This is a genomic window from Pseudomonas sp. BIGb0176, assembly GCF_024810175.1.
Taxonomy (GTDB): domain Bacteria; phylum Pseudomonadota; class Gammaproteobacteria; order Pseudomonadales; family Pseudomonadaceae; genus Aquipseudomonas; species Aquipseudomonas protegens.
Genome location: NZ_JANUEC010000002.1, coordinates 683,452 through 710,396, shown reverse-complemented (window position 1 = coordinate 710,396; position 26,945 = coordinate 683,452). Strand labels below are relative to the sequence as shown.

Below are 26,945 nucleotides of genomic sequence, written 5' to 3'. Positions count from 1 at the left end.
CTGGGATCGCTCTTTTTTTGCCTGCACCCGGGCGTTTCAGCAATGGCATCAGACCAGGCCCAGGGTCGCGGGCCGGGAACCGGGGAACACCGCCTGCACCTGAGCGCTGGAAAGCCCCCAGGTAGCGCCCAGTAGGCCGCCGAGCAGATCCCGGTAGTTGTTGAGCACCGGGTAGTCGCGGTTCTGCAGCAGGCTTTGCGCGTTCACCGTCACTTGCTCGCCGGCCAGGCGCCCGCCGCGAATGCTGCCGCCCAACACCCAGTACACCGTGCCATGGCCGTGGTCGGTGCCCCGGGCGCCGTTCTCGCGAAAGGTCCGGCCGAATTCGGAGACCACGACCACCAGGCTGTCCTTCCAGTGCTCGCCCATGGCCTCGGCATAGGCCGCCAGCCCTTGCCCGAGGTTGGCCAGGTTGCTGGCCAACTGGCCCTGTGTGCTGCCCTGGTTGACGTGGGTATCCCAGCCGCCGACATCGACGAAGCCCAGGCGATACTGCTCGCGCATCAGGCCGGCCATGCGCCGGGTCTGGGCGGCGAAGCTCTGTGCATTGGCCGCCCCGCGATTGGCTGCGAGCATCTCTTGCTGCAGCTCCCGGGAGACCTTCTGGCGCAGGGCCAGTCCATCGCTGGCCGCGGCGGCATAGGGCGTGTGCTGGTACATGGAGGCCAGAATCGCTGCCTGGCGCTCATCGAAGGGCGTCTTGCCGGCGCTGCGCAAGGACAGGTTGGGAATCTCCTGGCCGCCCTGGAAGCTCAGGGGCAGGGCGTCGGTAAAGGCGATAGGCGCGCTGTCGGGCACCTGCCGCGCCAGGCGTGCGAGGAACCCCGAGTCGTAGCGCCGGTGCTGCTGGCTCGGCTGGCCGGCCTCGATAGTGTCCTGGGTCTGGAAGTGGCTGCGGGACAGGTCGTCGGTGCCGGCAAAGGGCACGAAGGCGAGTTCCTGGCGCTGCCACAGCGGGTACAGCGAATCGCGCAGCACCGGGTTCAGGCCCCAGTGGCTGTCCAGGGCGATGGCGCTCTGCGGGTTATGCCCATCGGGCCGGGCTATAGCCAGGGTCGGGCGCGACTCGTAGTAGAAGTCGCTGCTGTAGGGCACCAGCAGGTTGTTGCAGTCATAGCCGCCGCGCAGGAACACCAGCAGGGTGCGCGGCGCCGAGGCCGGTGCGGCGAATAGCCGGGCACAAAACGTCAGGCTGGGCAGGGCGGCGGCTGCGATCAACAATTGGCGACGATTCATGACGGCTCCTGGTCAGGTGGGGCGCTCTCAGCGATTGTTGAAATCCGGCGAGGACAGCAGGAAGGTGTTCCATTCCTGGGGGGAAACGGCCTGCTCCAGGGCGTTGCGGGTGGTGCTGGAGAGGTAGGGGGCGATCGCCTGGTAATACATCGGCGTGGTGATCATGGGAAACCCCGGCCCCGGGACCTGGCTACCCTCGGCGGTGAACAGCCGGTTGTTACCCGAGCCCATGGCCCGGGCGATTTCAAAGCGCTTGGCCATCTGCCCGGAACTCGACCAGCCACTGGCTACCAGCGGCCAGCCGTCGGGAGTGATGCGCCCGAACAGCGGCTGGCCCATCTGATTCAGCCAGTTGAGCAATGGTCGCGGGTTGGCCAGGGGCTTGCCGTCATAGGTCAGGCGCAGCGCCGAGACCACGAACTGTTGCGGGTCCTTGAATTTCTTGCCGGCCGTGTGCAGCAGCTCCGGCGATTGCATCAGGGTGGCCATGACCTGGGCGATGTCGCCATCGCTGTCACTGAAGCTCTTGGCCATGCGCGCCACCAGCGCCGGCGGCGGCTCGTCCGCGACGAAGTACTGGGCCAGCTTGCGCGAGATGAACCGCGCGCAGGCCGGTTGCCGGGTGATGAGGTCCACGGCCTGGGTGATCTCGTCATACCCGCTGCCCCTGATGGTATGGCCCAGCAGGTGCTTGTCGCTGAAGTCGTGATGTGTGGGGTTGAACTGGAACAGGCCCTGTTGCACCACCAGGGGCTGCAGGTTGCGGGGAAAGTGCTGCTCGCGACCGTCCAGGGGCGCCAGCCCGGCTCCGGTGAGGATCAGCGCCAGCTGTTGCACGTCTTCCTGGCTGTAGCCGGCGTCGACGCCCAGGCTGTGCAGTTCCATCAGTTCACGGGCGTAGTTCTCGTTGACCTTGCCCCTGGCGTTGCTGCTGTTGTCCAGGTATTCGAGCATGGCCGGGCTTTGCAGGGTGGCCAGCAGCAGGTCCTTGAACTTGCCCAGGGCGTGGGGGCGGAGGGTGTTTTCAAGGTAATCGGCGGTCAGCAGCCGCACCCTGCCCTTGCCCTGGAACACGCTGAAATGGTTGAGCCAGAACAACACCAGTTGTTCCTTGAGCTGGTTGGGGCCGTAGACAGCTTGCAGCAGCACACTGGACTGAGTCTGTTCAGCCAGTTGGGCGGCGTACTGGCGCAGGTCTTTTTGCGCCTGGTTGCGCGCTTCGCCCTCGGGCATTGCCTTGATCTGTTCCTGGCGCTGCCGGAACTCCTCCAGCAGGGAGCGGGGCGAATCGTTCAGGGCCGGATAACTGCGCAGCAGGGTGTCGATGGCCGGTGGCAACGGATCGTGCAGGCGATCGTCCAGTTGCGCCCTCAGCAGCTCATTGCGCCCCAGGGTGCGCAGGCGCTGGAGTTGCGCCGCGTCCAGGTCGAAGCCGTCACGCCGCAGCCATGCGATGTCGGCGGCACTGGGCGCTTGAGGTTGTGCGGCGTGGGCCAGGATTGGCAGCAGCACAGCCAGGGCAGTCGACAGGTACAGGCAGCGGGGCAACGGGGAAAGCCTTGGCATGGGCGGTTGGTCCGAAGTGAGAGGTCGCGGCCGATGGGGATTTTCGCCGTCCGTCGCCAGGTTCAGGGCAGGGCGTGAAGCCTGTCCCGGCTCCCTGGGCAGCACAGCGGTATAGCGTCGCAGGCTACCAGAGGGTTGTTCCGGCTTTCAGTCGGCAATGCTCTAGGACAAGTGTTTCAACGCAGGGTTGGGGGGCTTGCCGTCGACCGTTCGTCCGACGGATGGAATTGGCAAGCACTAGTCACTGCGTCATGCTGTCGATGGATGTCGTAGTGCCACTACTTCAAGGCCCGACCCGGTTTCCGGGTGTCGTTCCATCCCTGCGTTGGTGAGATAGATTGGTGATGAGTGTGTTGATCCTGCCCGAGGCGCAATATGCCCGATAAGGCGCTGGCCGAGGAGCAGCGCCTGGCTGCCCTGTATGCCCTGGAACTGCTGGATACGGCCCGGTGCGAGCGTTTTGACCGCATCTGCCGGCTGGCCGCAGAGTACTTCAAGGTGCCCACGGCCCTGATCACCCTGGTGGACCGTGATCGGCAGTGGTTCAAGTCGCGGGTGGGCTTTGCGCCCGAGCAGACCCCCATCGAGCAATCGTTCTGCGCCTATACCATCAAGTCCGGTGATGTATTCGAGGTGGAAAACGCCCGCCAGGATGTGCGTTTCCACGCCAACCCCCTGGTGACCCAAGACCCGGGCATCGGTTTTTATGCCGGCGCGCCGCTGATTACCTCCACCGGGCATGCGATCGGCAGCCTGTGCGTCATCGATCGCCAGCCCCAGCGCCTGAACGCTGCCGAGCGTCAGCAACTGCGCGACCTGGCATCCCTGGTGATGGAGCAGGTGGAGCAGCGTCAGCGCCTGACCCGGCGCGACCCGGTGAGCAGGCTGCCCAACCGTGAGCAATTTCAGAGCGACCTGTACGACCTGGCGGATGAGAACCCGGGAGAACGGCGCGTGCTGGTGCTGGTGGACGCGGTGGACATGACCGTGGCCCACGAGCTGACCCTGGCCATGGGCCTGGCGCCGTTCGAGACCATCGTGCGTTTCCTGGCCCAGCAACTGCTCGCCTACCTGGGGCGCCATGTGCGGGTGTATCACGTATCGGTCAAGCGCTTCGGCTTCCTGCTGCCGGCGGCTCCCGGGATCGAGCGCTTCCTGGAAGGCCTGGTGCGGCGCCTGCGGCGTCAGCCGCCAGGGCTGGAACTGCCGATGATTCCCGGGGTGTGCGCGGGCACGGTGGAGTTCTCCACGGACCGCGACGCCGTGCCCGACGTGTTGCGCAAGGCCATGTTCGCCCTGGAACTGGCGACCCTCAACCGCAGCACCTGGGCGCCTTACGACGTGGTGCGGGACCAGGCCTACCGGCGAGCCTTCAACCTGGCCTCGGATATCAGCGAAGCCCTGGACAGTGGGCAGATCTACCTGATGTTCCAGCCGCGTTTCGCCCTGCCCGACGGCGCCCAGGTCAGCGCCGAGGCGCTGATCCGCTGGGATCACCCCTGGCTGGGGCCGATTTCACCGGCGGAGTTCATTCCGGTGATGGAGCGCAATGCGTTGATCCACCGCGTAACCCACTGGGTGATCAATGCGGTGCTCGGCAAGCTGCAGGCCTGGAGCGACGGTGAAGTGCAGCGCCTGTCGATCAACCTCTCGCCCCAGGATTTCGAGGACCAGGACATCGCTGATGTGCTCAAGGCGGCCTGTCGCCGCCACGGCATCGAACCCCATCGCCTGGAAGTGGAAATCACCGAGGGTGCCTGGTTGCGTTCCAACCCGCGGGTGCTGGACCAGTTGAGCAAGATCCGCGCCCTGGGCATGGATGTGGCCATCGACGATTTCGGTACCGGCTACAGTAACTTCGCCTATCTGCATCAGATTCCGGCCAACGTGGTGAAGCTCGACAAATCCATGGTCACCGACCTTGAGAGCAGTGCCCAGCACCAGAAGATCACCCGCTCGGTCATCGCCCTGGCCCGGGAACTGGGCTACCGCACCGTGGCCGAGGGCATTGAAAGCTTCAAGTGCCTGCAGATGCTGCGCACCTTCGGCTGCGATGAGGCCCAGGGTTATTTCCTGGCCCGGCCCATGGTCCAGGAAAAATTCCTGGCCCGCAGCGCGGCCCAGCGCTTTCCACTACAGCAAGGCTACTGACTGCGGCTTCTGTAGCCGCTGTCGCAGGCTGCGAGCGGCCCGAAGGGGCGTTAAAAAACCTTGAGGGCGCCGCACCTCCTCACCGCTGCGCTGCCACCAGCAACAGCATCGGCCGCACCCGCTCCTCTGCCAGCGCCGGAAGGTCCTCGATCTGCTGCGCCGTGGGGCCCCACTCCTGCACATGGCGCAGGTTGAAGCCGGTATCGATCAGCGTGTTGAGCAGCGTGCCCAGGGTACGGTGCTGCTTGATCACCCCTTCGGCCAGCCAGTGGGTCACCCGCTCGCCTTCCTGCTGGTAGCTGTCCACCGGCCATGACTGGCGGCCCTGCGCGTCCACCTGCCAGCCCGGGTTGCGCGGTGCCATGAAGATCGGGTGCTCGATGGAGAACACCAGGCGCGCCCCCGGTACCAGGGCCGCATAGACCTGGGCGAACAGGCCGGGCAAATCCTTTATGTAGTGCAGGGCCAGTGAGCTATAGGCCAGGTCGAAGCTGCAGGCGGGCAGGCGCAGTTGCTCCAGGTCCTCTTGCTGATACTGCACATTGGGTGCCGAGGTGGTGGCGCGGGCGGTGGCCAGCATCTTCTGCGAAACGTCCAGGCCCACTACCTGGCGGGCACCGTGCTCGCTGGCCCAGCGGCTGAACCAGCCATAGCCGCAGCCCAGGTCCAGCACCCGCAGGCCGTTCATCGGTGGCAGCAGGGCTTGCAGGGCCGGCCATTCCGGCGCGGCGTCGAGGCCGCCGAGGGAGCGGCCCATCTGGCTGTAGGCCTGGAAAAAAATCGGGTCGTCGTAGATGTTCTGAGTCATGTCGGGAGGCTCTATCAGGTTCGTGTGCAGCCCTGGTGGGCAGGGAATGTCATGCAGTTGAAACAGCTGAGGGGCTTCTCCCTCGCAGGGCGCGACGCAGGTATCGTCGATGGCCGGGCAGGTGGTGCAGCAAAACAGGTCGGATATCTTAGCCAGTTTTGCGGGCTGGGCCATCGCCGGATGCTTTGCACGCCAGGATCTTCATCGGCACAATCGCCGGCCGGGAACACCGAGTGTCCCCGGCTCCGAATTCGTACCCCAAGAGAGGCATCATGGGCAAAGCGAGAGTGACAGGCACGACGATCGAGGCGATCCGCGCGGCAGAGATGGCATTGGAGCGTACCTTGCCCTGCTCGTTCGCCCGCTGGTTGCTGGAGCACAACGGCAAGGCCCTGGGGGCGCTGGAGGTGTTTCCGGTCTTCGATGCCCGGGATCCGCGCAAGACCTGGGAGTCGATAGTCCGCCATTTCGAAGGCGGCTGGCGGGCCTGGCAGGACAACGTCTGCGCTGACCCGGCGGGTTTCTCCAGCCTGCTGCCGTTCGCCCAGTTCGGCACGGGCGACTACTACTGCTTCGATTACGCCGTGCTGGGGGAGGCCGGTGAGCCGGTGGTGGTGCTCTGGTCCCATGAGACTGGCGCCACGTCCGTGGTTGCCGATGGCTATGCAGCTTTTCTGGCCAGCGCCGATCGGCCCGGGTAGGCACAAGGCTTGGGCTTGAATGGTCAGGTCTGGAGGGAGAGATCGTTGCGGTTCAACGACTGGGAAACTGCTTGGAGCTTCTGCGTGGGTACGCAGATTGGGGAAGTGGAGCGGGTGAAGGGAATCGAACCCTCGTTATCAGCTTGGGAAGCTGGAGTAATGCCATTATACGACACCCGCTCGAACGGCTGACTTTGTACCAGATGTGGCCGTGGATTTGAAGTTTTTCTTTAGCTGACTTGCGCTTGCGCGCCGCTGACCTTCATCGCCAGCCCGCCCCATACCGTGAAAACCGGGGTTGTCACGGTATGCAGGCGGCCTGCGAGGAGGGCTTTTCAGAGGGCTCGTACATGCTGCTCCTGGACATGCGGGGCACGCGAACGGTTGTCGTACTGGCCCGGTTTGAGGAACCCCATCAGGGCCTGGCGGGTGTCGCGGCAGGCGGCCTTGTGCTCCATGTCGAGAAAGTGCCCGGTGGCCTGGATGGTACTGAAGCTCGACTGCTGCACATGGTTGGCGAACAGCCGGGCATCGTTGGCCGAGGTGTACTCGTCCCATTCGCCGTTGATGAACAGCACCGGGACCTGGATGTTGCGTGCGGCCCTGAGGTAGCACTGGCGATCACCATGGAGCACATGGCTGATGTGGAAGTGCATCTGCCCGTACTCATGTTCCGCCAGGCTGCTGACGTGGCGATAATTGAAACGCTTGAACAGCGACGGCAGGTGCTTGCCGATGGTGTTGTTGACCAGGTCGCCGACGCGATGGCCATCGCGGCTGCCGAGGTAGTCGACACCGCGTTCCAGGTAGTCGCGCATCGGCTCGTTGATCACCGGCGAGAACGAGCTGATCACCGCCTTCTCGATGCGTCGCGGGCGCTGGGAGAGCGCTTGCAGGGCGGCGGCGCCGCCCCAGGAAAACGACAGCACATGTTCGGCGGCGAAGTGCTCGATCAACTCCAGCAGGATCTGCCCCTCTACTTCCTTGGTGAGCATCCGTTCGTGCCTGTTGTGGGCCTTGGAGCGACCCGCGTAGGGCTGGTCGTAGAGCACCACATTGAACTGCGGGTGGAGGTTCTTCACGGTCTGGGCAAAGGACGCAGTGGTGGCCAGTGAGCCGTTGACCAGAATGATGGTCTTGTCTGCGGCATCTGCGCGATAGAACTCCGTGTAAACCCGATACTGACCCTGTATATCCAGCACAGCGATTTCTGGCCTCATGTCATAAGACTCCTGGCAAGCGGGTATGCGCGCAACGTGAGTGTGCACGGGCAATGTGACAGGTAGGCATACGCCTGGAATCGGAGCCCATGTCGATCCGGTAAGGCAGGTCGACGGGTGTTGTTATAGGCGGGCGATTTGCCGGGGGAAGGCAGAGCAGGCAGGGCTCAGGCCGGCAAAGGGTTTCTTAGATGTGTGGTTGTGACTCATCGGTCACAATTCGGCCGACGGACAGATTCAAGCAGGGCAACCGGGAACCTGCAAGGTCATTGGGCAAATTGTTCGACAGCTTCTGCCCAGCGGTCGTGTGGCGCGGCGCAACGCTCAGATCAGGCGTATTTCGGCGTCGCTCAGAGCACGGTATTCACCGGGGGCCAGGCGTTCGTCCAGCAGCAGCGGGCCCATGCGTTCGCGGTGCAGGCGCAGCACCTTGTTGTTGAAGTGGCCGAACATGCGCTTGACCTGGTGATAGCGCCCTTCGACGATGCTCAGCCGGGCGCTGCGGGGGCCGAGGATCTGCAGTTGAGCGGGCTGGGTGGTCAGGTCCTCGAAGGCGAAATACAGGCCACGGGCGAAAGTCTCGACGTATTCGGGGCCGATCTCCTGCTCGGTTTCCACGTAATAGAGCTTGGGCAGTTTGGTCTGGGGCTGGGTCAGGCGCCGCGACCAGTTGCCATCGTTGGTGATCAGCATCAGCCCGGTGGTGTTGTAGTCCAGGCGCCCGGCGATATGCAGTTCCTGCGGGTCCGGCTCATGGATCAGTTCGAGCACGGTCTTGTGCTCGGGGTCGCGGGTGGCGCTGACGCAGCCCATGGGCTTGTGCAGCATGAAGTAGCGCGCCGGCTTGCCGGCCTGCAGCACTTCGTCGTCCAGCTCCACCCGGCTGAACTCGCGGACCTCGGCCTTGGGGTCGCTGACCGGCTGCCCATCGATGCGAATGCGTCGTTGCACCAGCAGCACGCGCACTTGCTGGCGGTTGAAACGGGGCAGGTTGCTGAGAAAACGGTCAATGCGCATGGTGATCGGTGGCTATCGGCTGGAGGGGCTTAGGGACGGGGCAGGGTAGCGGCGCGCAGCTGCGCGTCGACCCCGGCACAGCGCGGGCACAGGCAGGCCTGGTTGCGCAGCTCCGGCGCCAGGGCTTCGATGATCGCCGGGTCGATGTCCACGCTGTAGCACCAGCAGGCCTGGCCGGCGCGGCGCGGGTCAGCCAGGGTGCAGTCGTTGCGGGCACCGCAGGCGGGGCAGAGTTCAGGTTCATTCATGGCTGGAGTGAGGCATTTCCACGCAGGTTCGATTGCGTCCGGTGTGCTTGGCACGGTACATCGCGTGGTCGGCACGGGACAGCAGGCTGTGCAGGGTGTCCTGGGCTTGCAGGCTGGTCAAGCCGATGCTGACGGTCAGTTGCAGCGGCTGCCCTTCATAGTGATAGCGCTGCTGTTCGGTGAGCAGGCGGATCTTCTCGGCGATGCCCAGGGCCACGCTGCTGTCGGTGTCCTTGAGCAGGACGATGAATTCTTCGCCGCCCCAGCGGCAGACGATGTCGGACTGGCGCAGGCAGCCCTGCAGGTCCCGGGCGAAGCCACTGAGCACCTGGTCCCCGGCCAGGTGGCCGTAGGTGTCGTTGAGGCGCTTGAAGTGGTCCAGGTCCAGCAGCACGGCGCACAGCGGCGTCAGGTCGCGCCAGGCCTCTTGCAGGGCCTGGGCCGCCAGCAGGTCGAACCCGCGGCGGTTGGGCAGACGGGTAAGGCTGTCGAGGGTGGCCTGGGCTTCGATCTTGCGCTGATAGCGGCGCACCACGGCGCTGAGCAGGACCAGCACGATGGCGGTGATCACTAGGCAGATCAGCAGGTTCAGGTACAGCGACTGGCGGATGCTGTTGAGGGCGCCGTCTTCGCGTTTGTCGACGAACAGGTACCAGTTCAGCTCGGGAATGAAGCGCACATTGAGAAAGTGCCCCTGGCCCTGGGAATTGTATTCATAGCTGCCGCTGTGGGGCTTGGGCAATTGGCTCAGCAGCTCCTTGAGGCTGCCCAGTTCATGCAGCGACTGGCCGCTGCGGGCGCCCTGGGGGCCACCGTCGGCACCGGTGAGGACGATGCGGCCGAAGGCGTCGACGAAGTACACGCTGCGCTGGTAACGCTGCTGGTACTTGTCGATCAGCTTGATCACCGCATCCACGGTCAGGCCGACCCCGGCGGCGCCGATGAAGCGGTCCTGGTAGTCGTAGACCTTGTAGTTGATGAAGAAGGTCAACTTGTCCTGGTTGGCCAGGTCCGGGTCGACGTTGATCTCGTAGGGCGTGCTCATGTCGCGTACGCGAAAGTACCAGGCGTCCCGGGGCTCATCGGCCTTGACCTTCTTCAGCACGCCCTTGGCCTGGTAGTAGGTGAGGCTGGTGTTGGAGACGAAGAACGCGGTGTAGGCGTCGTAGTGGGTCATGACCTCGTTGAGGTAGCGGGTCATCTGGCTCGGGTCGCGCTCGCCGGCCACCACCCAGTCGCGCATGAAGGTAGCGCGGGCCATCATCGAGGAGATCAGCACCGGCCGCACCAGGTCCTTCTGGATTTCCGAGTACACGGTATCGGAGGTCAGGGGCAGTTCGGTATTGACGATGCTGTCGCGGATCGAATCCCGCGAGGCGTAGTAGCTGAGCAGCGAGGTGGCGAGAAAACCGCTGCCCAGCAGGGCGATCAGGACCAGAACCAGCGAGCGCTGGGAATACAGGGGAGAGCGGCGCGGCATGGTGATTCCGTGATAGTGGCCCGATGACGCATTCTAGTGGCACGGCGCGCAAATAACTCGTTCATCACGCGCCTGAATTGTCTCGAGTTCGATACGTTTGCCAGGCGCTGGAAGGCCAGCGGGGGGCTCGTTGCAACTGGAGCCTGCAAGGCCGCCGAGCAGGCCCCGCCACTGGTCGGTGAAGCCATCGGGGCACTGCTGCGCGGCGCACCACAAAGGCTTTTTGCGGTCCTATGCAATGCCAGTCATGCCGTTTCGATTGGCGTCGTCCAGCGTCGCTGGTACGGCTTGCACGCGGTCCGGGAGGCCGCCATGTTCCGTCGAATCTTGCTCGGTGTTGTGCTTGGTTTGAGTCTGTCCGCCTGTGTGCCCTATTACGTCGAGCCGGGGTACTACCGCACTGACGTGTATGCGGTTCCAGGCCCCTATTACTACGGTGGCTACCCCTACTATGGAGGCGGCTACAGGCCTCACTACTATTACCGGCCCTACTATCACGGGGGCTACGGGCCGCACTACTACGGCGGCTACCGACGCTGGCACCACTAGCCGGCACCAAGGCCCGTACAACAGGCCACCGCCTCGGATGACAAGAGGCCAAGGGCCGAGAGTCGTTGCCCACAGCGCTGCCTTTGCCTGAGGCAGCGCTTTTTCGTGGGCGTGGAAAACCGCGGGAAAGGACGTCAGCAGCACTTGTTTCAAAGTGTTGCGCAAATCGCACCACAAGCGCTTTTCGCGGTCAGATATTGCGTCAGTCAGCCTGTTGCTGATTGCCGCCTGCCAGCGTCGCTGGCGAGGCTTCTTCGCGGTCCAGGAGGCCGCCATGTATCGTCGACTTCTACTGATTGCCTTACTGGGTTCGAGCCTTGCTGCGTGTGCCCCTTATTACGGTGGAGGCTCCGGCTACTACAGCTCGGAGGTCTACAGCGCTCCCGCGCCGGCCTATTACTACGGTGGCGGGTCTTCCTACTATTCCACGGGGCGCAGTTACTACCCACCGCGCTACTACCAGCCCGCGCCGCGCTATTACCAATCGGCCCCGCGTTACTACCAGCCACCGCGCGCGGTATACCGGCCTTATCCCAACCAGGGTTGGGGTGGGCATGGCCGGCCGAACAACTGGAGCAACCAGGACTGGGGCGGCCACGGCGGGCGTGACAATGGCGGGCGCGGTGATCACGGGCGCGGCGACCATGGCCACGGTGGCCGCGGTCATTGAGCCGGTACTGAGCTGAACCCCGTAGCCGCTGCCGCAGGCTGCGACCAGGTCCGCAGGACCTTCGGCGAATCCGCTGTCGCCGGGTCCCTTCGGGCAGTGCGCAGCCTGTGACGATCTAGTAATCCGTCAGGTCCGCCAGGGGATGGCGACCTTCCCAGGCCTTGTGGAAATGCGCCTCCACCACGGCCTCGGGCACGCTGTTGATATCCGCCCAGTGCCAGTGCGGCTGATGATCCTTGTCGATCAGCCGCGCGCGCACGCCTTCGGCAAATTCCGGATGCCGGCAGCAGTTCAGGCTCAGGGTGTACTCCATCTGGAACACCTCGGCCAGGGACAGGTAGCGGGCGCGGCGGATCTGTTCCCACACAAGGTGTGCAGTCAGCGGGCAGCCTTCGACAAGGGTCTTGGCCGCACGGCTGTAGAGGGCATCGCTGTGGTTGTGCAATTGGCTGATAGCACGCCAGGCACAGCCCACGTCACTGACATCCAGCCAGCTGTCGATCTGTTGCCGGCGCGGCAGCCATTGAGCGTCGGGCATCTGCTCCAGGGCTTCCTGTTGCAGGGCCTTGAGCAGGCTGTTGAGCTGCCTTGGGGTCTGTTCCTGCCAGTTCAGTTGCAGCAGGCCCTCGATCAGCGCTTCCTGTTGCTCATCGAGCAGGAAACGGTCGGCAAGGTTCAGGTCCAGAGCGTCGCGGCCGTTCATATGGGCGCCGGTAAGGCCCAGGAACAGCCCGAGCTTGCCGGGCATGCGCGACAGGAACCAACTGGCGCCCACGTCCGGGTACAGGCCAATGCTGATTTCCGGCATCGCCAGGCGGCTGCTGGGGGTGACGATACGAATGCCAGCACCTTGCAGCAGCCCCATGCCGCCACCGAGGACATAACCGTGGCCCCAGCAGATCAGTGGTTTGGGGTAGGTGTGCAAGCGATAGTCGAGGCGGTATTCCGCGGCGAAGAAGTGCCCGGCCAGCGGCGGCACTTCGCCGGGATGGGCCAGGCAGGCCTGGGCCAGGCTGCGCACTTCGCCGCCGGCGCAGAAAGCCTTGGCGCCGTTGCCCCGCAACAGCACGCACACTACCTGCGGGTCCTTGGCCCAGGTGTCGAGGTGTTCGCTCAACTGCTGGATCATGGGCAGGGACAGGGCGTTCAGGGATTTTTCCGCGTCCAGGGTGGCAATGGCGATGCGTGCACCATCGGTGCCGGTGAGTTCTTCGACGTGCAGGTTCATCGTGACCTCGATGGGAAATTTAAGCGGTCAGTATGATCGCTGTAAGGGAAAGTGCCGGTTCTGTGTCAGATCAATTGACAAGCGAAGTGGGCTTTCCTAGGGTGCGGCCATTGTTTTTTCACGGGCATGGCCATGACTGCTGACGATCGTATCAAACTCGAACCGAGCTGGAAGGAGGCCCTGCGTGCCGAATTCGACCAGCCCTACATGAGCGAACTGCGGGAGTTCCTGCGCCAGGAACATGCCGCCGGCAAGGAAATCTACCCGCCGGGACCGATGATCTTCAACGCCTTGAACTCCACGCCGCTGGACAAGGTCAAGGTGGTGATCCTCGGCCAGGACCCCTACCACGGGCCGGGTCAGGCCCATGGGTTGTGCTTCTCGGTGCAGCCCGGGGTGCCCGCGCCACCGTCGCTGGTGAATATCTATAAAGAGCTCAAGCGCGACCTGAACATCGACATCCCCAACCATGGCTACCTGCAGAGCTGGGCCGAACAGGGCGTGCTGATGCTCAACACCACCATGACCGTGGAACGGGCGAACGCCGCTTCCCATGCGGGCAAGGGCTGGCAGTTCTTCACCGACCGGATCATCGAAGTGGTCAGCGAACATCAGCCGCACCTGGTGTTCCTGCTGTGGGGCGCCCATGCCCAGAGCAAGCAGAAGCTGATCGACGCCACCAAGCACCTGGTGCTGACCTCGGTGCACCCGTCGCCCTTGTCGGCCTATCGCGGCTTTCTTGGTTGCGGGCACTTCAGCCGCACCAACAAATACCTCGAGCAGAACGGCGAGACGCCGATCGAGTGGCGCCTGCCGCCGTTGTAACCAGTGCTCGATGGGGAGGCTGCTTGGCGGCCACCCCGCTCGCGACTTGAACCAAGGCATATCTGTAGCCGCTGCCGCAGGCTGCGAACGGCCCGTGGGGACGCAGCGGTGGTTCGGCCACTGAAGGTCCTGCGGACCTTGTCGCAGCCTGCGGCTACAGGGGGCCTTTGTTCCAGTGGCGGAACAGGGGCTCGGCGAGAAACAGCACGAACAGCAACCTCATGACCTGCATCGCCGTTACCAATGGCACCGACAGTTGCAGGACCTCGGCCGTCAGGCTCATTTCCGCAATGCCGCCGGGCATCATGCCCAGGGTCAGCGAGCGCAGGTCCAGGCGGGTCAGGGCGCTCAGGCCCAGGGCTGCGAGGCCGGCGATCAGCATGGTCAGGGCGGTGCCGATCAGGGTGCGGCCCATGAACGAAGGGGCCCGGCGAAAGAACTGGCGGTTGAAGTGGCAGCCCAGGCCGCTGCCAATCAGCCACTGGCCCATCTGGCTGGCGCCGTCGGGCAGGCCGATGTGCAGGTCCCAGGCGATGCTCAGTGTCGCGCTGAGCAGCAGGGGGCCGAACAGCCAGGGGTTGGGCTGGCGCAGGCGCTGCCAGAGCCAGGCCAGCAGGGCACCGGCCGGAAACAGCAGGGCCAGCCAGCGCCAGTCCACCGTAGCGGCATGCAGGGCGGGCGTGCCTTCCCCCAGCAGGTACTTGAACGCCGCCGGCACACAGAGCACCACCGTCAGTACCCGCAGGCTCTGCCCGGCCGCTACCCGGCTGAGCACCGCGCCGTTGCGCGCGCCGAGGTTGACCATCTCCCCTGAGCCGCCGGGCATGCTGGAGAAGAACGCGGTGGCCCGGTCCTCGCCGGTGCGCCGCAAGAGCCAGACCCCGACCACGCTGGACAGGCTGGTGACCAGGGCGCCGAAGAAGATCAGGCCGAAATGGCTCAGCACCTGCTCCATCACCTGCGGAGTGAAGTGCAGGCCGATGCCGATGCCCACCACCCATTGCCCGCATTTGCGCCCGCCGGGGATTTCCGCCAGTTGCCAGGGCGTCAGGCAGCGCACCAGGATGATCGCCAGCAACGAGCCGACCATCCACGGCAGCGGCCAGCCGATCTGGCTGGCGAGGTAGCCGCCAGCCAGGCCCACCAGGGGCGTGCCCCACCACTGTTTCCAAGTGGATTCAGACATCGGCCACGGCACGTTGCTGGGCCGCGCGCTTGCGCCAGATACGCAGCAGCGGCATCAGCAGCATGATCACGGTCAGCACCCAGACCCCGACGGTGATCGGGCTCGACCAGAGGATCTCCATGGCGCCGTTGGAAATCGACAGCGCCCGGCGCAGGTTCTGCTCCATCAGGCCACCGAGGATGAAGCCCAGCAGCACTGGCGACAGCGGGAAGTCCAGCTTGCGCAGGATGTAGCCGAAGATGCCGATGCCCACCATCAGGAACAGGTCGAAGGTGGTGGCGTGTACCGCATAGACGCCGATCCCGGTAATGATGGCGATCACCGGCACCAGGGCCCAGTTCGGCACCGCAAGGATGCGGGTGAAGATGCGGATCATCGGAATGTTGAGGATCACCAGCATGATGTTGGCGATGAACAGCGAGGCGATCAGGCCCCAGACGATATCCGGCTGTTGCTGGAACAGCAGCGGGCCGGGGGTGATGTTGTACAGCGACAGGGCGCCGATCATCACCGCGGTGGTGCCGGAACCGGGCACGCCGAGGGTCAGCATTGGTACCAGGGCGCCACAGGCCGAGGCGCCGATGGCGGTTTCCGGGGCTGCCAGGCCGCGCTTGTCGCCCTGGCCAAAGGTGCCGCTGGCACCGGCGATGCGTTTCTCGGTCATGTAGGCCACGGCGCTGGCCAGGGTCGCGCCGGCTCCGGGCAGCACGCCCATGATGAAGCCCAGCAGGCCGCAGCGGATGTTCACCACGAACACCGAGGCCGCTTCCTTGAAGTTGAACATCATGCGCCCGGTGGCCTTCACCGCTTCCTGGCCGCGATGGGTCTTTTCCAGCAGCAGGAGAATCTCGCTGATGGAGAACAGGCCCAGCACCAGCACCACGAACTGGATGCCGTCGGTGAGGTGGATGTTGTCCCCGGTGAAGCGGTACACGCCGCTGTTGGCGTCGATGCCCACGGCCGACAGGAACAGCCCGATCAGCGCGGCAATGAAGGTCTTCAACGGTCGGTCGCCGGCCATGCCGCCCAGGCAGACGATGGCGAACACCATCAGCACGAAGTACTCCGCCGGGCCGAAGGCGATCGCCCACTTGGCCAGCAGCGGGGCGAACAGCACCATGCCGCAGGTGGCGATGAAGGCACCGATGAACGAGCTCCAGGCCGACAACGACAGGGCTACGCCCGCCAGGCCCTTGCGTGCCATGGGGTAACCGTCGAGGGTGGTCATCACGGTGGAGGCTTCGCCGGGAATGTTCAGCAGGATCGAGCTGATCCGGCCGCCGTATTCGCAGCCCAGGTACACAGCCGCCAAGAGGATCAGCGCCGATTCCGGCGGCAGGCCCAGGGCGAAGGCGATGGGGATCAGCAGCGCCACGCCGTTGATCGGGCCAAGGCCCGGCAGCAGCCCGACCACGGTGCCGATCAGGGTGCCGGACAGGGCGGTGACCAGGTTGTAGGGGGTCAGTGCAACGCCGAAGCCCTGGCCCAGATAGCTGAGGGTATCCATATCAATTCTCCAGAACGTCGAGCAGGCCGAGGGGCAGGGGGACGTCCATGACTCGGTCGAACAGCCAGTAGAGGCCGACACTGAGCAGGCAGATGATCACCAGGCTGGGCAGCCAGCGGCCGCCGTACAGGCGGGCCATGGGCACGCCGATGAGAATACTGGCGACGATGAAGCCCAAGGGTTCGAAGGCCCCGGCGAAGACCAGCAGCAAGGCCACGCAGAGGGCGATCTTGGTCAGGGTCTGCCGGTCCAGGGGCGGTTCTTCTTCGCTGTGCTTGATCGGTGCCGGGCGAAACAGCATGTACAGCAGGGCCAGGCCCATCAGCCCGAGCATCAGCAGGGGGAAGGCCCGCGGGCCCACCGGTTCGTAGGAAAAGGCCGCCTGGTAGGGCCAGGCCATCAGTGCCAGGCCGGCACAGGCCAGCAGCAACACCGCGGCGAAGAGACGTTGAACGAGCATGGCTAACTCCCGGGCCCGGCCCCCGATGCGCGAGGGCCGGGCCGTCAGAAAGGGACGGTCACTGGATCAGGCCGAACTCTTTGGCCAGGGTCTTGTAGTCGGCTACCTGCTTCTTCACGTAGGTATCCAGTTCGGGGCCGGTCATGGCGAAGGGGAACAGCTCGCGCTGGTCGCGCAGCTTGGCGAACTCTTCGGAGGCCAGCAGCTTGTCGAAGGCCTCTTTCCACCAGGCGTACTCCGCATCGCTGACCTTAGGCCCGAGGTAGAAGCCGCGTACCACCGGCCAGACGATGTCGTAGCCCTGCTCCTTGGCGGTGGGGATGTCTTTCATTTCCGGCTCGTCCAGGCGCTGCTCGGAGAACACAGCCAGCAGGCGCATGTCGCCGGCCAGGATATGCGGCATGGAGTCGGAGATGTCGGTACTGCCAACCTGAATATGCCCGCCCAGCAGGGCAGTGGCGATCTCGCCGCCGCCTTCCAGGGCGACATAGCGCAGGTCCCTTGGGTTGATCCCTGCGGCCTTGGCGATCAGCGCGGTCTGCATCCAGTCCTGGCTGCCGACGGTGCCACCGGAGCCGATCACCACTTTGCTCGGGTCTTTCTTCAGGGCCTGGACCAGATCGTCGAGGTTCTTGTAGGGCGAATCGCTTTTCACCGCGATGGCGCCGTAGCTGGTGCCCACCGCCGCCAGCCAGCGCACCGCGCTTTCATCGAAGCGGCCGAACTTGCCCTGGGCCAGGTTCAGCAGCGAACCACTGGACCAGGCCACCAGGGTCCCGGCATCGGCCGGACGCTGGGCCACCACCGCGTTATAGGCCACGGCCCCGACACCGCCGGGCATGTAGGTCACGCGCATCGGCTTGGAGAGGAGTTTCTCGTTGACCAGGGCGCTTTGCGCCAGCTTGCAGGTCAGGTCGAAACCGCCGCCAGGGGAGGCCGGGGCGATGCATTCCGGGCGCTTGGGCTCGGCGGAGGCTGCCAGCAACTGGCCGGCGAACAACATGCAGCCGGCGGCGAGGGCGAGTTTGCGCAGTGAAAGGTCCATGAGCGTCTCCACAGGAGTTGTTGTAGGTATGTCCGGGTCATCCCCGACCCGTTTTTCGTAGGAGCGTGATAGGGGGGGCTTACCACAGCGCTACGCTGTAGCTCACCAGCAGGCGCACTTCATCCGCATCGCGTGCCGAATAGTTGGAACGGTAGGTGGCGTTGCGCAGGCGCACGGCGACGTCCTTGAAGGTGCCGCTTTGCACTACGTATTTGACCTCGGTGTTACGTTCCCACTCTTTGCCGGTGTCGCCGTTCTTCAGGGCAATGTTGTCGCCGCTGAGGTAGCGGGTCATGAAGCTCAGGCCGGGCACTCCCAGCTTGGCGAAGTCGAAGTCGTAACGGGCTTGCCAGGAGCGCTCCTCGGCCCCGGCGAAGTCGTTGATCTGCACGAAGTTCACCAGGTATGGGTCGCTGCCATCGACGTAGGGGAAAGCGCTGTCGCCGGACATGTGCTGGTAGCCGGCGCTGAGTTTATGCCCGTTGAGGGCGTAGCTCACCAGGCCGTTGAGGGATTTGTTGTCGATCTTGCCGCCGCGGGCCTGGCCCTGGTCGTCGCTGATGGCCAGGCGCAGGTCGGTGCCGAAGGTGCCCGGGCCCATGGGCTGGGAGGCTACCAGGCCGAGAAAGTGCTGGTTGTAGACATCGTCCAGTTGGGCGAAGTGGTAGCTGCCGGTGATCTTGTCGGTGAACTTGTAGTCCAGGCCGCCGAAATTGAAGTGCTTGCCGGCCACGGTGCCGGCGAAGCGGCTGTTCTTGTTGTTGAGGCGGATATCCTCGTAGTTGCTGTCATCGCGGTCCTTGGCCTTGTCCAGGCGACCACCGGTGAAGGTCAGGTTCTTGATCTCCCTGGAGGTCAGCAAGCCGCCCTCGAAGGTCTGCGGCAGGATGCGCCCGTCGTTGGGCTTGAGGATCGGCAGTTCCGGAATCAGGCTGCCGATTTTCAGTTCGGTGGCGGAAATCTTCACCTTGCCGGTCAGGCCGAGCTTGGAGTACTCGTTGGCCGCGCGCCCGTCATCGTGGGTCGGCAGCAGGCCGGTGCCGGTGCGGTCGGGGCTGGAGTCGAGCTTGACCCCGAGCATGCCCAGGGCGTCCAGGCCGAAGCCCACGGTACCTTCGGTGTAGCCCGACTGCAGGTTGAGCATGAACCCCTGGGCCCATTCGTCGCGCTTGGACTGCTGGGCGCTGGTGCCGTCGCGAAAGTCGCGGTTGAAGTACATGTTGCGGGTTTCGAAGGTGGCGCTGCTGTCTTCGATAAAGGCGGCCTGGCTCAAGGGCGCGAAACCGGCAAGGGTGGCGGCGCTGGCAAGAGCAGTCGGGGTCAGACGGGAAAAACGCGCGGGCTGGACAGCCTGAGGGTGCGTGGATGGCATCCTGGAGTACTCCGTTATTGTTCTTATTTTGACGAAAACGCTTCGAGGCGTTTTGCGGGTCAGCGGCCTTCACGGCCAGGGCAGTCGAGACTGTCCGTGGCGGGACTCTAAAGGGCCAACCTTTCGCTAACCTTTCAGTGCACTTTCGTGGCTTTCGGGCTTCACAGCGGCGGTTGCGGCGGTACACTCCGCGCCAAAGAGCGGCGTCGATCCCCCCTGAAACGAGGTAAACAGCCATGCGAGTCCTGCTCGTGGAAGACCATCTGCAACTGGCCGAAAGTATCGCCCAGGCGCTCAAGAGCACCGGCCTGACCGTGGATGTGCTGCACGATGGGGTGGCGGCCGACCTGGCCCTGGGCAGCGAGGAATACGCCGTGGCGATCCTTGATGTCGGCCTGCCGCGCATGGATGGTTTCGAAGTTCTGGCGCGCCTGCGGGCCCGCGGCAAGAACCTGCCGGTGCTGATGCTGACCGCCCGCAGTGACGTCAAGGACCGGGTCCACGGCCTGAACCTGGGGGCCGACGATTACCTGGCCAAGCCCTTCGAGCTGACCGAGCTGGAGGCCCGGGTCAAGGCCCTGTTGCGCCGCAGCGTGCTGGGGGGCGAGCGCCAGCAGCGTTGCGGAGTGCTGGCCTATGACCTGGACACCCGGCGTTTCACCCTGGGCGAGGAGTTGCTGACCCTGACTTCCCGCGAACAGGCGGTGCTCGAAGCCTTGATCGCCCGCCCCGGCCGGGTCATGAGCAAGGAGCAACTGGCCTCCCAGGTGTTCGGCCTGGACGAAGAGGCCAGCCCCGACGCCATCGAGATCTACGTGCACCGCCTGCGCAAGAAGCTCGACGGCCATGCGGTCGCCATCGTCACCTTCCGCGGCCTGGGCTACCTGCTGGAAAGCCGCGATGCATAAGCCCAGCAGCCTGCGCTGGCGCTTGCTGTGGAACCTCGCACTGCTGCTGGTGGTGCTGATGCTGGCCAGCGGCCTGAGCGCCTACTGGAACGGCCGTGAGGCCGCCGATACCGCCTATGACCGGACCTTGCTGGCTTCGGCGCGAACCATCGCCGCCGGCTTGTCCCAGCGCGATGGCAGCCTGAGTGCCAACGTGCCCTATGTGGCCCTGGACACCTTTGCCTACGACAGCGCCGGGCGCATCTACTACCAGGTCAACGACATCCATCAGACACTGATTTCCGGTTATGAGAACCTGCCCGGGCCGCCGCCCGGCACGCCGCGAACCGATGATTACCCGGCCCTGGCGCGCTTCTACGACGCCCGCTACCAGGGCCAGAACGTACGGGTGGTGAGCCTGCTCAAGGCGGTCAGCGAGCCGAACATGAACGGCATGGCGGAAATCCGCGTGGCGGAGACCGACGAGGCGCGGGTGGCCATGGCCCGCAGCCTGATGGCTGATACCCTGCTGCGCCTGGGCATGCTGGCCATCGGCGCCCTGGTGCTGGTGTGGTTTGCGGTGAGTGCGGCCTTGCGCCCCCTGGAACGCCTGCGCGGGGCGGTGGAAGAGCGCCAGCCGGACGACCTGCGGCCGCTGCCCCTGGTCTCGGTGCAGCGCGAACTGTGGCCGCTGGTACGCGCCTTGAACCATTTCACCGAGCGCCTGCGCGGGCAGTTCGAGCGCCAGGCGCAGTTCATCGCCGAGGCCGCCCATGAGTTGCGCACCCCGCTGGCTGCGCTCAAGGCCCGCCTGGAACTGGGCTTGCGCGCGAGTGAGCCGGATACCTGGCGCGCCACTCTGGAAAGTGCGGCCCAGGGCACCGACCGCCTGACCCACCTGGCCAATCAGTTGCTGTCCCTGGCCCGGGTGGAAAACGGCGCCCGGGCGATCGCCGAGGGCGGGGCGCAGTTGCTCGACCTCAGCCAGCTGGCCCGTGAACTGGGCATGGCCATGGCGCCTCTGGCCCATGCCCGGGGCGTGGCCCTGGCCCTGGAGGCCGACGAACCGGTGTGGCTCAGGGGCGAACCGACCCTGCTCAATGAACTGCTCAGCAACCTGGTGGACAACGCCCTGGCCCATACTCCGCCGGGTGGCAATGTGGTGCTGCGGGTGTCACCGCCCGGGGTGCTGGAGGTGGAGGACGATGGGCCGGGCATTCCCCTGGAAGACCGTGATCGGGTCTTCGAGCGCTTCTACCGGCGCAATCAGCAGGGTGCGGGTTCGGGCCTGGGGCTGGCGATCGTCGGTGAGATCTGTCGCGCGCACCTGGCACAGATCAGCCTGCACGATGGCGAGCCGTCGGGGTTGAAGGTGCGGGTGAGCTTTACAGCCGGCTAGGGGATGCTCAATAGAGCATGGAGCGGGATTCTTCCAGGTCCAGGCACATGGCCTTGTTGTCCGGGTCTATCCCCAGCTTCTTGAAGGCCGGCACGCTGAAGGCGTCGATCCGCGACAGCGGGTGCTCGGTGTCCTTGTGGCAGTACAGGGTCGCCACCTGGACCAGGTCGACGTAGTCGATCCGGCTCGACTGGCGGCTGAAGTCCAGGTATTGCCCGGGGATCTCCACCAGTTGCTCGGGGAACTCCCAGACCCGCAGCAGCTTGTCTCCCAGCAACGGGTGGATGCGCTCGATCACGTGATTGAGGCTGACCGGGTCGGAGAGCAGTTCGTAGTGGTCTTCGGCGTAGGTAAGAATCGGCAGCACGCCAATCTGGTGCACAAGGCCGCCCAGGGCCGCCTGGTCCGGCTTGAGCTGGCTGTAGCTGCGGCACAGCGCATAACTGACCCCGGCCACCTCCAGGCTGCGGCGCCAGACATCGCGCATTTTCTGTTCCACCACTTCGGAGCGGGCGTTGAAGATCTGCTCCATCACCAGGCCGATGGCCAGGTTGCTGCTGTAGTTGACCCCCAGGCGGGTGATTGCCGTGTGCAGGTCGGTGACTTCCTGGGCCGCCCTTAGCAAGGGGCTGTTGACCACCTTGATCAGCCGCGCCGACAGCGCGGTATCGCGGCCTATCACCTTGCTCAGGGTACTGACGCTGATTTCCGGGTCTTCGGCGGCCTGGCGAATCTGCAGGGCCACCTCCGGCAGGGTTGGCAGAACCAGGTCATCGTTGCCGATGGCCTCCAGCAAATCCTGTTGGACCTTTTGCGCCAGCTCAGTCATGTAAGTTCTCTAGGGTGTTGCAAGAAAAGGCAGGCAATCAGCGCTGGATCTCGCGGTCGCGATCCAGCTGGTACGGCAGGTCCAGCAGTTGCAGGGTTGGCCCTTCGAGTGTTTCCAGGTGCAGTTCGCCCCCTTCCACCGCTTCGGCCTGCAACACGGCCAGCAGTTCCACGCCCTGCTGCGCCCGGGCGGCCAGGACCACTTCGCCAATGGCGCTGTTGTGGCTGGGAGCGAACAGCGCAGTGCCTGGAACGGGGAGGGTGTCGCCAGGCAGGGCAAGGCGGTACAGGCGACGCTTGAGCTTGCCCAGGTACTGCATGCGGGCGACGATTTCCTGGCCGGTGTAGCAGCCTTTCTTGAAGCTGACGCCGCCAACGGCCTGCAGGTTGAGCATCTGTGGAATGAACAGTTCACGGGTCTCGGGCATGACTTGGCCGAGGCCCGCGCGGACTTGCCCCAGCAGCCACTGGTTCAGCTCGCCCTCGGGCAGTTGCGCGGCCAGTTGCTGGCGCAGGCTGGCGGCGCGCTCGGCCGGCACCCAGAGTTCGGCGCGCTGGCTGGATACGCGCAAGGCGATCAGGCCATCGGCGCGGGCCACGGAGCCGTCTTCCTCGGGCAGCTCAAGGCCCAGACCGCTCAGGGCGACCTGGGCATCGGCCAGGCCGAAACGCGCCCAACTGGCGCTTTCGTCGGCAAGCTTGGCCTTGGAGAACACCGCGTACTTCTTCAGGTCCGCCAGTTGCGGCTCGATCAGCTCGCGGGCCATGGCCAGGAGGCAGCCGTCGCCTTCCAGAAGGATGCGGAAGCTCGATTGCATGCGGCCTTTCTGATTGCAGCGGGCGCCGAGGCTGGACTGGCTGTCACTGAGGTAATTGAGGTTGCAGGTCAACTGACCCTGAAGGAATTTGCTGGCGTCAGGCCCGCGGACAGCGAGCACGCCTTCGTGGGAGAGGGGGCAGAAATAAGCGGAGTCAGCCATGGTTCATCGCAGGGTAAAAAGTCTGGAGCACATCATAAGGGGGCGCCCCTGAAATGGATAGTTCACAAAGGATGGATGGCCACCGACCAAAGCCGACTGTTCTCGTCTCCCCCGGGCTGTATACTTGCGCTCTATTTGAGGAGCGCTCCATGGTTGAAGATGTTGAACTGAATCGCCTCTACTGGCACAGCCGCCGCGGCATGCTTGAGCTGGACGTATTGCTGGTGCCGTTCGTCAGGGAGGTGTACCCGCATCTCAATGAGACCGACCGCGAGTGCTATCGCAAGCTGCTGGAGTGCGAGGATCAGGACATGTTTGGCTGGTTCATGGAGCGCAGCGAGTCCGAGGACCCCGAGCTGCAGCGCATGGTCCGCATGATTCTGGACCGTGTCCAACCCAAGTAGGTTGTTCGAATGCCGCTGGCGTGCCTCACGGCAACTGCTGGCGGCCTACCTGCTGGCCCAGGCGTTCGCCCTGGGCGCGTTTTTCCTGCTGGATCTTCCGTCTGTCGCCAGGCTCGTGGGGCTAGGGTTGTGCCTGCTGCACGCCGGCTGGGTGTTGCCGCGGCAGATTCTCTTGAGCCATCCACGGGCCTTCACCGGGTTGCGTCATTCGCCCGAAGGCTGGCAGCTGTGGAGTCGATCCGAGGGGTGGCAGGCCGTGCAGTTGCGCGCCGACAGCCTGGCGCTGCCATTGATCGTGGTGCTGCGTTTTCGGCTGCGGGGGGAGCGCTGGGTGCGCTCCCTCTGTGTACCGCGGGACGCGCAGGCCGCCGACCAGCATCGGCGCCTGCGGCTGCGGCTCAAGTTCAGCCGGCGTAGGTGGGCGGCACCAGAATAGTGTCCCGGGCCTCGGGCAGCATCTGCGGGTAGTCCAGGGTGTAGTGCAGGCCGCGGCTCTCCTTGCGCTCCATGGCCGAGAGAATCATCAGCTCGGCCACCTGGGCCAGGTTGCGCAGCTCGATCAGGTCACGGCTGACCTTGTAGTTGCTGTAGAACTCGTCGATCTCGTCCAGCAGCAGGCGCACCCGGTGCTGGGCCCGCTGCAGGCGCTTGTTGGTACGCACTATGCCTACGTAGTCCCACATGAACCGCCGCAACTCGTCCCAGTTGTGCGCAATGATCACGTCTTCATCGGAATCGGTGACCTGGCTGGCATCCCAGGCGGGCAGGGCGATGGGGATCGACACCTGGGGCAGTTGCCGAAGAATGTCGGCCGCCGCCGAACGGGCGTAGACGAAGCACTCCAGCAACGAGTTGCTGGCCATCCGGTTGGCGCCGTGCAGGCCGGTGAAGCTGGTTTCGCCAATGGCGTACAGGCCCGGCACGTCGGTGCGGCCCTGTTGGTCCACCATCACCCCGCCGCAGGTGTAGTGCGCGGCCGGCACCACCGGGATCGGCTGCCGGGTGATATCGATGGAAAACTCCAGGCAACGCTCGTAAACGGTGGGGAAGTGGCTCTTGATGAAGGCTTCCGGCTTGTGGCTGATGTCCAGGTACACGCAGTCGATGCCCAGGCGCTTCATTTCATGGTCGATGGCCCGGGCCACGATGTCCCGTGGTGCCAGCTCGGCCCGAGGGTCGAAGCGCGGCATGAAGCGTTCGCCGTTGGGCAGCTTGAGGTGGGCGCCTTCGCCACGCAGGGCTTCGGTAATCAGGAAGCTCTTGGCCAATGGGTGATACAGGCAGGTGGGGTGGAACTGGTTGAATTCCAGGTTGGCCACCCGGCAGCCCGAGCGCCAGGCCATGGCGATACCGTCGCCGCAGGCACTGTCGGGGTTGCTGGTATAGAGGTAGACCTTGGCTGCGCCGCCGGAGGCGAGGATCACGAAGCGTGCGCCAAAGGTGTCGACCTGGCCGGTGCTGCGGTTGAGCACGTAGGCTCCCAGGCAGCGGTCGCCTTCCAGCCCCAGGCGTTTTTCGGTGATCAGGTCGACGGCGACCCGTTGTTCCAGCAATTCGATATTGGGGTGTTGCCGAGCCTGGGCCAGCAGGGTCTTGAAGATGGCCGCACCGGTGGCATCCGCCGCGTGGATGATCCGCCGGTGGCTGTGGCCGCCCTCGCGGGTCAGGTGGAATTCGAAGCCGCTGTCGTCGCTGCTGGAGTCTTCGTCGCGGGTAAAGGGCACGCCCTGGTCGATCAGCCACTGGATGGCCTCGCGGCTGTGTTCAACGGTAAAGCGCACCGCATCCTCGTGGCACAGGCCGCCGCCGGCATTGAGGGTATCATCGACGTGGGATTCTACGGTGTCGGTATCATCCAGCACGGCCGCGACGCCGCCCTGGGCCCTGAATGTCGAGCCGTTGGCGAGGTCGCCTTTGCTCAAGACGGCAATACGCAGGTGGCTGGGCAGGGTCAGGGCCAGGCTCAAGCCGGCGGCACCGCTGCCAATCACCAGAACATCGTGTTGAAACTGTTGGCTCATTTGAAGGATTCCGCTCAAAGCGACCCGGGAAGGGGTTGGCGCAAGACGCCTGAATCGGCAAGTCAAAGCAGCCACACAGCCCACTAGTATATAGAGGGGGGGATCGGCACAATAGTCGCGCCTTCATGGCATTGTGCGACTTCACCGAGCAAAAGCGTTGCTCTCGGTCAGTCCGATATTCGGAGCATTCCAGCCTCTGGAGCGGCTGATCGAAGACATAGGGCGGTTTTTCTTGTCACCGTTACACAATCTTCGTCTGGCGCAGCTATAAAGATTGGGAACTTTTGCCAAGGCCCCAAACTCAATAGAAGGTTGCCTGAAAGAAGGGACAGCGTCGGTTATATCCAAGGTTTACAGTGTGTCCCTTGTGACAGAATTCGACGACAGGATTATTCGCGCAGCCGGCCTCGCCCGTGCTGCGTTTTTCGTGCGTGCCGGATCAGAGCCCGCAGGAAACTTGCTTGGAGGGGGAGAACTTTTGCGAAAAGCCCGAGTCTATGTTTGCAAGCCTGATCGTTTAGTGATGCAAGCCTCCTCCGAGCTTATCGAGGAGTGTTCATGCTAACCCAGGAAGAGGATCAGCAGCTGGTCGAGCGCGTTCAGCGTGGCGACAAGCGAGCGTTCGATCTGCTCGTGCTGAAGTACCAGCACAAAATTCTCGGGTTGATCGTGCGTTTCGTGCACGACACCCATGAAGCCCAGGATGTTGCACAAGAAGCTTTTATCAAGGCTTACCGTGCGCTAGGTAATTTTCGGGGTGACAGCGCGTTTTACACGTGGCTGTACCGTATCGCCATCAACACGGCGAAAAACTATCTGGTTTCACGCGGCCGCAGGCCGCCGGATAGCGATGTAAGTTCTGAGGATGCGGAGTTCTATGACGGCGATCATGGCCTGAAGGATCTCGAATCGCCGGAGCGTGCGTTGCTGCGGGATGAGATCGAGGGCACCGTCCATCGAACCATCCAGCAACTGCCTGAAGATTTGCGTACGGCCTTAACTTTACGTGAATTCGATGGTCTGAGTTACGAGGACATTGCCAGCGTCATGCAGTGTCCGGTGGGTACCGTGCGCTCCCGGATTTTCCGCGCTCGGGAAGCCATCGATAAAGCCCTGCAGCCGTTGTTGCAGGAAACCTGAGACAGCGGCGACAGCCA

Annotated in this window: 26 protein-coding genes and 1 tRNA gene; 10 read left to right on the top strand and 17 right to left on the bottom strand. The window is 64.3% G+C overall.

Going from position 1 to position 26,945, the window contains the following annotated elements:
* Positions 1-48: 48 nt before the first annotated feature.
* Both M2395_RS14135 and M2395_RS14130 read right to left on the bottom strand, forming a co-directional pair.
* Complete coding sequence (locus M2395_RS14135) at positions 49-1,236, bottom strand: DUF1501 domain-containing protein (RefSeq protein ID WP_072443248.1); 1,188 nt, start codon at positions 1,234-1,236, stop codon at positions 49-51.
* Between the two features lie 27 nt (positions 1,237-1,263).
* Positions 1,264-2,802 carry a DUF1800 domain-containing protein gene (locus M2395_RS14130; RefSeq protein ID WP_174394858.1) on the bottom strand — a complete coding sequence of 513 codons (1,539 nt, stop codon included), beginning with the start codon at positions 2,800-2,802 and terminating at the stop codon, positions 1,264-1,266.
* Between the two features lie 375 nt (positions 2,803-3,177).
* On the opposite strand from M2395_RS14130, the gene M2395_RS14125 reads away from it, so the two are divergent.
* Positions 3,178-4,953, top strand: a complete 1,776-nt coding sequence (locus M2395_RS14125) for a sensor domain-containing phosphodiesterase (RefSeq protein ID WP_053149541.1) — start codon at positions 3,178-3,180, stop codon at positions 4,951-4,953.
* Positions 4,954-5,032: 79 nt separating this feature from the next.
* On the opposite strand, the gene M2395_RS14120 is transcribed toward M2395_RS14125, so the two are convergent.
* Positions 5,033-5,761, bottom strand: a complete 729-nt coding sequence (locus M2395_RS14120) for a bifunctional 2-polyprenyl-6-hydroxyphenol methylase/3-demethylubiquinol 3-O-methyltransferase UbiG (protein ID WP_041752001.1) — start codon at positions 5,759-5,761, stop codon at positions 5,033-5,035.
* Between the two features lie 272 nt (positions 5,762-6,033).
* Between M2395_RS14120 and M2395_RS14115 the strand changes: the two genes are divergently transcribed.
* A complete protein-coding gene (locus M2395_RS14115) occupies positions 6,034-6,462 on the top strand; it encodes an SMI1/KNR4 family protein (protein ID WP_123430204.1) in 429 nt (142 codons plus the stop codon).
* 106 nt (positions 6,463-6,568) lie between these two features.
* On the opposite strand, the gene M2395_RS14110 is transcribed toward M2395_RS14115, so the two are convergent.
* The 5 genes from M2395_RS14110 to M2395_RS14090 form a co-directional block, all read right to left on the bottom strand.
* Positions 6,569-6,642, bottom strand: a tRNA-Gly gene (locus M2395_RS14110).
* A 155-nt stretch (positions 6,643-6,797) separates the two neighbouring features.
* A complete protein-coding gene (locus M2395_RS14105) occupies positions 6,798-7,682 on the bottom strand; it encodes an alpha/beta fold hydrolase (protein ID WP_015634505.1) in 885 nt (294 codons plus the stop codon).
* Between the two features lie 324 nt (positions 7,683-8,006).
* Complete coding sequence (locus M2395_RS14100; protein ID WP_123430205.1) at positions 8,007-8,699, bottom strand: pseudouridine synthase; 693 nt, start codon at positions 8,697-8,699, stop codon at positions 8,007-8,009.
* Between the two features lie 29 nt (positions 8,700-8,728).
* Positions 8,729-8,947 carry a cysteine-rich CWC family protein gene (locus tag M2395_RS14095; protein WP_011059771.1) on the bottom strand — a complete coding sequence of 73 codons (219 nt, stop codon included), beginning with the start codon at positions 8,945-8,947 and terminating at the stop codon, positions 8,729-8,731.
* A complete protein-coding gene (locus tag M2395_RS14090; RefSeq protein WP_123430206.1) occupies positions 8,940-10,427 on the bottom strand; it encodes a sensor domain-containing diguanylate cyclase in 1,488 nt (495 codons plus the stop codon). The genes M2395_RS14095 and M2395_RS14090 overlap by 8 nt, the downstream gene beginning before the upstream one ends.
* 339 nt (positions 10,428-10,766) lie before the next feature.
* On the opposite strand from M2395_RS14090, the gene M2395_RS14085 reads away from it, so the two are divergent.
* Positions 10,767-10,976, top strand: a complete 210-nt coding sequence (locus M2395_RS14085) for a hypothetical protein (RefSeq protein ID WP_227454106.1) — start codon at positions 10,767-10,769, stop codon at positions 10,974-10,976.
* A gap of 274 nt (positions 10,977-11,250) precedes the next feature.
* On the top strand, positions 11,251-11,646 hold the full coding sequence (locus M2395_RS14080; protein WP_011059773.1) for a hypothetical protein: 396 nt from the start codon (positions 11,251-11,253) through the stop codon (positions 11,644-11,646).
* Between the two features lie 115 nt (positions 11,647-11,761).
* Here the strand turns inward: M2395_RS14080 and M2395_RS14075 are convergent, their stop codons facing one another.
* The gene (locus tag M2395_RS14075; protein ID WP_011059774.1) at positions 11,762-12,874 is read right to left on the bottom strand and encodes an enoyl-CoA hydratase/isomerase family protein; all 1,113 of its coding nucleotides are present in this window, start codon (positions 12,872-12,874) and stop codon (positions 11,762-11,764) included.
* 132 nt (positions 12,875-13,006) lie between these two features.
* Here M2395_RS14075 and ung point away from each other — a divergent pair, with 132 nt between their 5' ends.
* Positions 13,007-13,699 carry a uracil-DNA glycosylase gene (ung, locus tag M2395_RS14070; RefSeq protein ID WP_011059775.1) on the top strand — a complete coding sequence of 231 codons (693 nt, stop codon included), beginning with the start codon at positions 13,007-13,009 and terminating at the stop codon, positions 13,697-13,699.
* Positions 13,700-13,853: 154 nt separating this feature from the next.
* Here ung and M2395_RS14065 read toward each other — a convergent pair whose 3' ends face one another.
* From M2395_RS14065 to M2395_RS14045, 5 genes are all read right to left on the bottom strand, one after another.
* The gene (locus M2395_RS14065) at positions 13,854-14,885 is read right to left on the bottom strand and encodes an AbrB family transcriptional regulator (protein WP_072443256.1); all 1,032 of its coding nucleotides are present in this window, start codon (positions 14,883-14,885) and stop codon (positions 13,854-13,856) included.
* Positions 14,878-16,392, bottom strand: a complete 1,515-nt coding sequence (locus M2395_RS14060) for a tripartite tricarboxylate transporter permease (RefSeq protein WP_011059777.1) — start codon at positions 16,390-16,392, stop codon at positions 14,878-14,880. The genes M2395_RS14065 and M2395_RS14060 overlap by 8 nt, the downstream gene beginning before the upstream one ends.
* A 1-nt stretch (position 16,393) precedes the next feature.
* Complete coding sequence (locus tag M2395_RS14055) at positions 16,394-16,852, bottom strand: tripartite tricarboxylate transporter TctB family protein (RefSeq protein ID WP_011059778.1); 459 nt, start codon at positions 16,850-16,852, stop codon at positions 16,394-16,396.
* Positions 16,853-16,910: 58 nt separating this feature from the next.
* On the bottom strand, positions 16,911-17,897 hold the full coding sequence (locus tag M2395_RS14050) for a tripartite tricarboxylate transporter substrate binding protein (RefSeq protein WP_011059779.1): 987 nt from the start codon (positions 17,895-17,897) through the stop codon (positions 16,911-16,913).
* A gap of 79 nt (positions 17,898-17,976) precedes the next feature.
* Entirely contained in the window at positions 17,977-19,269 is a 1,293-nt protein-coding gene (locus M2395_RS14045) for an OprD family porin (RefSeq protein ID WP_015634513.1), read from the bottom strand.
* 236 nt (positions 19,270-19,505) lie between these two features.
* On the opposite strand from M2395_RS14045, the gene M2395_RS14040 reads away from it, so the two are divergent.
* Complete coding sequence (locus tag M2395_RS14040; RefSeq protein ID WP_011059781.1) at positions 19,506-20,177, top strand: response regulator; 672 nt, start codon at positions 19,506-19,508, stop codon at positions 20,175-20,177.
* Complete coding sequence (locus M2395_RS14035) at positions 20,170-21,555, top strand: sensor histidine kinase (RefSeq protein WP_011059782.1); 1,386 nt, start codon at positions 20,170-20,172, stop codon at positions 21,553-21,555. Before M2395_RS14040 ends, M2395_RS14035 begins: the two co-directional genes overlap by 8 nt.
* A 7-nt stretch (positions 21,556-21,562) precedes the next feature.
* Here the strand turns inward: M2395_RS14035 and M2395_RS14030 are convergent, their stop codons facing one another.
* Entirely contained in the window at positions 21,563-22,384 is an 822-nt protein-coding gene (locus M2395_RS14030; protein WP_011059783.1) for an HDOD domain-containing protein, read from the bottom strand.
* Positions 22,385-22,421: 37 nt separating this feature from the next.
* Positions 22,422-23,363, bottom strand: coding sequence for a folate-binding protein YgfZ (locus tag M2395_RS14025; RefSeq protein WP_123430207.1), 942 nt, complete (start codon positions 23,361-23,363; stop codon positions 22,422-22,424).
* A 149-nt stretch (positions 23,364-23,512) separates the two neighbouring features.
* On the opposite strand from M2395_RS14025, the gene M2395_RS14020 reads away from it, so the two are divergent.
* Both M2395_RS14020 and M2395_RS14015 read left to right on the top strand, forming a co-directional pair.
* Positions 23,513-23,767, top strand: a complete 255-nt coding sequence (locus tag M2395_RS14020; RefSeq protein ID WP_011059785.1) for a succinate dehydrogenase assembly factor 2 — start codon at positions 23,513-23,515, stop codon at positions 23,765-23,767.
* Entirely contained in the window at positions 23,751-24,203 is a 453-nt protein-coding gene (locus M2395_RS14015) for a protein YgfX (protein WP_077933489.1), read from the top strand. The genes M2395_RS14020 and M2395_RS14015 overlap by 17 nt, the downstream gene beginning before the upstream one ends.
* On the opposite strand, the gene nadB is transcribed toward M2395_RS14015, so the two are convergent.
* Positions 24,172-25,788, bottom strand: a complete 1,617-nt coding sequence (nadB, locus tag M2395_RS14010; RefSeq protein WP_011059787.1) for an L-aspartate oxidase — start codon at positions 25,786-25,788, stop codon at positions 24,172-24,174. The genes M2395_RS14015 and nadB overlap by 32 nt on opposite strands.
* A 558-nt stretch (positions 25,789-26,346) precedes the next feature.
* Here nadB and rpoE point away from each other — a divergent pair.
* Complete coding sequence (rpoE, locus tag M2395_RS14005) at positions 26,347-26,928, top strand: RNA polymerase sigma factor RpoE (RefSeq protein WP_007930230.1); 582 nt, start codon at positions 26,347-26,349, stop codon at positions 26,926-26,928.
* Positions 26,929-26,945 lie beyond the last annotated feature (17 nt).